Annotated in this window: 6 protein-coding genes; all 6 read right to left on the bottom strand. The window is 60.4% G+C overall.

The genetic code is table 11. The annotated features are described in order from the left end of the window. Nucleotides 1-862: UDP-N-acetylglucosamine--N-acetylmuramyl-(pentapeptide) pyrophosphoryl-undecaprenol N-acetylglucosamine transferase (locus ABHR75_RS08280; RefSeq protein ID WP_346964081.1), on the bottom strand; the 862-nt coding region annotated here is incomplete at its 3' end. Beyond that, nucleotides 852-2345 (bottom strand): putative lipid II flippase FtsW, encoded by a 1494-nt coding sequence (gene ftsW, locus ABHR75_RS08275; RefSeq protein WP_138112179.1) that lies wholly within the window; start codon nt 2343-2345, stop codon nt 852-854. The genes ABHR75_RS08280 and ftsW, both read right to left, overlap by 11 nt. A gap of 36 nt (nt 2346-2381) precedes the next feature. Continuing rightward, a complete protein-coding gene (murD, locus tag ABHR75_RS08270; RefSeq protein ID WP_138112177.1) occupies nt 2382-3788 on the bottom strand; it encodes a UDP-N-acetylmuramoyl-L-alanine--D-glutamate ligase in 1407 nt (468 codons plus the stop codon). A 9-nt stretch (nt 3789-3797) separates the two neighbouring features. Next, nucleotides 3798-4817 carry a phospho-N-acetylmuramoyl-pentapeptide-transferase gene (mraY, locus tag ABHR75_RS08265; protein ID WP_006234262.1) on the bottom strand — a complete coding sequence of 340 codons (1020 nt, stop codon included), beginning with the start codon at nt 4815-4817 and terminating at the stop codon, nt 3798-3800. Nucleotides 4818-4820: 3 nt separating this feature from the next. Then, complete coding sequence (locus ABHR75_RS08260; RefSeq protein WP_138112175.1) at nt 4821-6245, bottom strand: UDP-N-acetylmuramoyl-tripeptide--D-alanyl-D-alanine ligase; 1425 nt, start codon at nt 6243-6245, stop codon at nt 4821-4823. A gap of 127 nt (nt 6246-6372) precedes the next feature. Continuing rightward, the coding region (locus ABHR75_RS08255; RefSeq protein WP_346964080.1) for a penicillin-binding transpeptidase domain-containing protein at nt 6373-6592 on the bottom strand (220 nt) is incomplete at its 5' end.

The raw sequence follows: 6592 nt of genomic DNA, 5'->3' as shown, positions 1-6592 counted from the left end.
CGAGTGCAGCGATCTCGGCCACGCTCGATGCGCCCGAACGCGAGAGCACCAAATCGGCAGCAGCCAGCATATCGCCCATGTTGTCGATGTAAGGCTGGACGCGGTAACGCTTCGCCTCCTCGGGCGTCAGCGCCAAAGCGCGCTCGGTCTCCTCAAAGCCGTCGGCACCCGTCGAATGCAACACATAGAGGTTCTTGCGCGAAAGCAGCTCGTTTTTGAGCGAAGCCACACGCTCGTTGAGGTGCTGGGCGCCAAGTGAACCGCCAAAGACGAGCAGCAGCGTAGCGTCCTCGGGAACGCCAAGTGCCTTGCGGCCGCGAGCGCGATCGCCCTCGATCACCGAGCGACGTACGGGGTTGCCGGTCATGAGCACGTGGTCAGGGTCACCTTCGCGCTCAAAGACCGAACGCGCTGCCGGCACCGAGATGCACACGCGGGCGGCGTGGGAGTTCATCATCTTGTTGGCCAGGCCCGGAACAGAGTTCTGCTCATGCAGCAGATACGGAACGCCCGCGCCCTTGCACCACCCCAGCAGCGGAACCTCGACATAGGCACCAAAACCAATGGCGGCATCGGGCTTGCCGACCTTTGAGAAATGACTGGCGAGCGCACGCTTGGCTTTGTTGACACGCCACAGCGAGGTCAGCGCCGTCCAAGGACAGGAGCGGTCGAAGCCCGTGACCGTAATGGGCACAAAATCAAACCCAGCCTCGGGGACCAGACGACCCTCGAGCTTGCGCGACTGGCCCACGAACACAACGTGGTGGCCACGGTCACGCAGCTCTTCGGCCAAGGCGAGCGCGGGGTTGATGTGCCCGGCCGTGCCGCCGGCTGCAATAGCAACGGTCATTTTATCGGTCATGGTAGTCCCTTCGTACACGCGGTCCCTGGTCGTCGGTACGCAGACGCGCCGACGGGTCCGAGTTCAAATCGATTCGATTATATCCGCCGCCCGCGTTGCGAGGGCTGGGGCGCTGAGGACGACCTTGCGGCGCCGTTCGCTGACGCGGGCGGGCTGCCGGCTCGGTCGCAGAGCCATCCAGGACGGTAAAACCGTTACGCGAAGATCGCTCGCCGCGCACGTGGGGCACGCCGGCGGTACTCTCATCCATAACGGCAAAGCTCTCGCGGCGACGGTCGTACTCATCGCGACGGGCGCTCTCGTACGAAACGCGCAGGATCAACCCGGCAAGCATAAGCGACACAATAATCGACGAACCGCCGTAGCTAATAAACGGCAACGGTTTGCCCGTCATGGGAAACACGTTGAGGATGCCAAGCGCATTAATCAAAAACTGCACCGCGAGAATGACCGCGGAGCCAGACGCCATAAGCGCGCCCCGACGATCGGTCGCCTGCTCGGCAATGCGAAACGCCGAGTAGACCAGCATCGCAAACACCAAGAAGAACAGCACGGTTCCGACAAAACCGACTTCCTCGCCAATGATGGCCAGGATGTAGTCATTGTGCGCCTCGGGCAGATACGAGTACTTCATGGTTGAGTTGCCGATGCCACGGCCGAACAGACCGCCCGAGGCAAAGGCCATGATGGCAAGCGTGGCCTGATAGCCGTCACCATACTCGTCGGCCCAAGGGTTCAAGGCAACCTGAATACGCACCATACGGTACGGCTCTGCAACAAGCGCAATCACGATCACGAGAATGCCGAAGATTAGCACGCCGATGATAAATCTGGGGTCGAGACCCGCAAACAACGCCATGCACATGAGGGTCAACAGGATGATCAGGACAGTACCGAAATCGGGCTGGATAAAGATCAGAAAGAGCGAAATGCCCAAGTAGATGCCCATCTTGCGAAGGAATTCGTTGATGTTGCCACCGGGCGAAAAGAAACGATCAAGCATGATGGCCGAATACGCAATGGCAAATGGCTTTAAAAACTCGGAAGGCTGGAACTGAATACCGGCGATGTTGAGCCAGCGCGTGGCGCCACGGCTGCCGCTGCCCACCAAGAACACCAGAAGCAGTAGCCCCATCATGCCGATGAGGAAGATCCTGAGCACGTCTTCCCCAAACCAACTGTCCGGCAAGATGCGCACGATGGCAACCATAGCCAGCACGCCAACTCCGGCAAACGCGGCTTGTCGAAACAGAAAAAACGTCGCCGAGCCATTCTCGTGCAGCGCCTCGACCGAAGACGCCGAGTACACCATCAGCAGGCCAAAGCACACCAAGGTAAACAGGCAGGCCATGAATATCAAACGGGGGCGCATGATACGGGCGGGAACGCCGGCAATATAGCGTTCGCTAAACGTCTGCCCGCCGCGACCGGAACGCGGTGTGCTGCGCCGCGAGGAAGCACGGTCCGAGTCGGGCCTCCTCATACCTTGTCGGGGGCTCTCCTCTCTCACCGGCAACCCCTATTCCATTTGCGATTTCGCCGCAGCGGCAAGCTGGGCCACATAGTCCTTAAACACGCGGCCGCGCTCCTCATAGCCCGAGAACTCATCGAACGAAGAACAGGCAGGAGAAAGTAAGATCACGTCACCACGGCTCGACAGCGAACGGGCGACGTCCACGGCATCGCGCAGGTCATCCGCCTGGGCGATATCCACATCGCCATCGACATCGGCCTCGTCCATAGCGGCGGTGAAGCGCTCGCGCGCATCGCCAAAGCAGACGACCGAGCGTACGTTATCCATAACAACGCGTGCGAAGTCCGTGAGCGGCGTGCCCTTATCGTGGCCGCCGAGCAGCAAGATCACGTCGTCATCGGGAAATGCCGTCAGTGCCTTCTCGACCGCATCGGTGTTGGTCGCCTTGGAATCGTTGACGTAGCGCACGCCGTCAATCTCGCCACACGGCTCCACGCGGTGCTCGAGCGGCTGGAACGAGGCCAGACCGCGGCAGACGCCATCGACATCGGCACCGACTGCCAGGGCAGCCGTGGCAGCGCACAGGGCATTGATAACATTGTGATGGCCCGAGATCTTGAGCTCGGATGTAGCGATGAGCGGGGTCTCGACGCCCTTCAGGCGCACGATCATCTTGCCATCGCGCACAAAGGCGGCATCCTCGCCCTCAGGCTCGTCAAAGGCAACCTTGCAGATGCGACGACCCGGCGTGTAGATGTACTCATCGAACTCGTGAATGCCGGCGTCTTCGACGTCGACAACCACCAGATCGTCATCGACCATATTGGCAAACAGTTTAATCTTGGCAAGCGCGTAGTTCTTATGGCTCTTATGCCAGCCCAAGTGGTCGGGAGTGATGTTGAGCAGCACCGCCACGCGGGGGTGGAGCTCGGTGGTCGTAGCAATCTGATAGCTCGAGAGCTCGGCCACAAACCACTCGTTATGGGCTCGGCCGTCAATCTCGTTGACCGGCGGCTCGCCGATGTTGCCGACAGCTACACTGGCCTCGCCGGCAGCCTTGAGCAGATAATCAGTCAGCGACGTGGTGGTCGTCTTGCCGTTGGTGCCCGTGATGGCAATCCAGTTATCGGGTGACAGGCGATAGGCAAACTCGGGCTCACCCATAATCTGGGCGGCATGCTCGCGCCCGGCCTTAAAGAAGCCCGAGAACTCCGAGATGCCCGGGCACGTCACGCATACGTCATAGACGCCCTCGACCTGTTCGGTCCCATAGACAAACGCCGCACCAGCAGCCTCGAGCGCACGCGTGGCGTCATTGGGCTCAGAGGTGCCGCCGCCATACACGGTAACGGCGCTCACGCGCTCGGGATGCGCCAGCGCCCAGCGGGCGACATCGAGACCGGATTTGCCCTGACCCAAAACGAGCAGGCTAAAGACATCAGCAAGAGGCATGAAAGACCACTATCCCAACTGGAAGAACAGAGCAAGGCCAACGGCACCAAAGGCCGCAGCGATAATCCAAAAACGGATGACGACCTTGGTCTCGGCCCAGCCCTTCTTTTCGAAATGATGATGGATGGGCGCCATAAGGAAGACGCGCTTGTGCGTAAAGTGGAAATAGACAACCTGAATCATGACCGACAGGGTCTCAACGATAAACAGGCCGCCGATGATGAGGGAAACGACTTCGGTGTTGGTCATGATGGACGTGCAGGCAAACGCGGCGCCCAGGGCAAGCGAGCCGGTATCGCCCATAAAGATGCTCGCCGGATAGCAGTTGAACCACAGAAAGCCCAAGCAGGCACCGGCACATGCGGTGCAGAAGATGGACAGGTTCACGTCTCCGTGCAAAAACGCCATGGCAGCCATGGCGAGCATGGCAATCATGGAGGTGCCACCAGCAAGACCGTCAAGGCCATCGGTCAGGTTCACGGCATTAGAAAGACCGGCGATCATCAGCCAGCAAAAGACAATGTAGAGCCACGGGAACGAAAGGCCGCAGATGGTGGTCGAAAGAACACCGAGGTCAATCGTCAGGCCGCCGGGAAAACGAATCTCGGGGGCGACGCCGCACCAGTTGACGGCAAGTACCGTAAAGGTGACACAGATAATGGTTAGGCCGATCATCTTGGCATGAGGCGTCAGACCGAGCGAGCGCCCATGCGTAACGGAAGTCAGGTCGTCGATCAGGCCCAGCACGCCGGTCGCCAGCGTGGCGAGCAGCACGAGCACGAGCTCGGTGGTGAGCTTGCCCATCAGCAGGCAGGTCAGCGAGATCGCGACGAGAATGACAACACCACCCATGGTGGGCGTTCCCTGCTTAACCAAATGACGCTTGGGGCCGTCGGCACGAACCTGCTGGCCGATACCCTCGACCTTGAGCAGCTTGATCCACCACGGCATGAGCAGCAGCGCAATGGCAGCGGCGATGCCAAGCCCCAAAAAAGCCTGATACGTTGGATACGAGGGATTGCCGAACATGGGCTAGCACACACCTTCCACAAAGCGGTCGAGCTCAACAAAGCGGGAACCCTTGACCAGTACAACATCATGTTTTTCAAGCGCGCCGCCCATGCGGTCGAGCACCTGCTGATAATCGGAGAACACCTGGATGCGGTCCTCGTCCATGCCCATCATGCGCGCGGCATCGGCCATAAGCTGGGCCAGCTCACCACCCACGCACGCCAGCATGTCGAGCTTCTTGGCGGCGGCATAGGCGCCCACGAGCTCATGCATGCGAGGAGCCTCATCGCCCATCTCGCCCATCTCGCCCAGGATCGCCATACGAGACCCCGTGCACGAAAGCGAGCACAGCAGATCGAGGCCAGCAGCCATGGATTCGGCACTGGCGTTATAGGAATCGTCGATGACGCGGGCACCGCTCTTGGCGCGCTTGATCTCCTGGCGGTGACCGGTGATCGTGAGGCCTCTAAAGGCAGCATCGATCTGCTCGGGCGTCACGCCCAGGCGATAGGCAACCGCGGCGGCCTTAACGGCATTAGGAACGGACTGCACGCCGGGGATGGCAAGCATGGTATCGATCGTCTCACCCTGGCCAAAATCGAGCGTAAAGACCGGACGGCCCTCGTCATCAACACGAATGTCGCGGGCACGGACCTCATCATCGTCCGAGACGCCGGCCAGCATCACGTCGATACCAGCAGGCTGGGCGAACGTATCGCGAATGAACGGCGTAAAGTCGTCCTCGCCGCCCAAAACCAGCAGCGGCAAGAAGTCGCCAGCGGCGCACATACCCTGGACAATCTCGGCCTTAGCGCGGGCGATGTTCTCGCGGCTACCCAAAATGCCGATATGAGAGGTACCAATCTTGCTCACGACGGCAAGGTTGGGATTGGCGGACTGGGACAGGCGCTCGATCTCGTGGAAATGGTTCATGCCCATCTCGAGCACCAGGACCTCGGTATCGGCCGGAGCGGAAAGCACCGTGAGCGGCATGCCGATCAGGTTATTGAAATTGCCCTTGGTGGCCCAGACACGATAGCGCTTGGCGAGCACGGCGGCGAGCACGTCCTTGGTCGTCGTCTTGCCGATGGAACCGGTAATACCAACGACCAGGCAGCCGAGCTCCAGACGGTACGTGTGCGCCAAACGCAGCAGAAAGTCCTCGGGATCATCGGTCAGCAGGATGGCACAGCCCTTGTCCTGCGCCAGCGAGACCAGCTCAGCCTCGGGCTCACGCGTCATTACGACGGCGCCGGCACCCGACTGGACGGCACGGGAAGCAAAATCATTGCCGTCGACGTTTTCACCGGGAAAGGCGACGAAAATCGTCCCTTCCTCGACCTGGCGCGAGTCGATAACGCACCCGCGGCATACCCGATCGGCTTCTCCCGTCACGGTTCGGGCCCCTGTTGCGGCCGCGAGGTTGTTGACGGCGATCTCTATCATTGCAGCTCCCCTGTAAACCTAATAATGCTATCGGCGTATTGTATCCCAGCGCCGCGCATGCGTGGTGCAGGGCATGTGAACACCCCTCATATGGGACAACAAACCACGCCCCAAAGATTGTAACCCCCTACTTCGTGTGCGGGATACCCAGCACGTCGAGCGCGTTGGCCATAATGGACTGGAACGGCACCGCAGCGGCATCTGAGCCGCTCGGCGTTCCGTCGAGCGTGATATAGCACAGCACCTTGGGCGATTGTGCCGGTGCAAAGCCCATAAAGGACGACATGTAGTTCTCCTTGAGGTAGCCGCCGTTCTCGTCGGCACGTTCGGCCGTACCGGTCTTACCC

Source organism: Collinsella aerofaciens, assembly GCF_039752955.1.
Lineage (GTDB): Bacteria > Actinomycetota > Coriobacteriia > Coriobacteriales > Coriobacteriaceae > Collinsella > Collinsella aerofaciens_BI.
This window is presented reverse-complemented; position numbering and strand designations above follow the sequence as displayed.

Bases quoted from the DNA above. Each gene is read 5' to 3' on its own strand.
- ftsW (WP_138112179.1), bottom strand. From the start codon at position 2,345: ATGAGGAGGCCCGACTCGGACCGTGCTTCCTCGCGGCGCAGCACACCG.
- murD (WP_138112177.1), bottom strand. From the start codon at position 3,788: ATGCCTCTTGCTGATGTCTTTAGCCTGCTCGTTTTGGGTCAGGGCAAA.
- mraY (WP_006234262.1), bottom strand. From the start codon at position 4,817: ATGTTCGGCAATCCCTCGTATCCAACGTATCAGGCTTTTTTGGGGCTT.
- ABHR75_RS08260 (WP_138112175.1), bottom strand. From the start codon at position 6,245: ATGATAGAGATCGCCGTCAACAACCTCGCGGCCGCAACAGGGGCCCGA.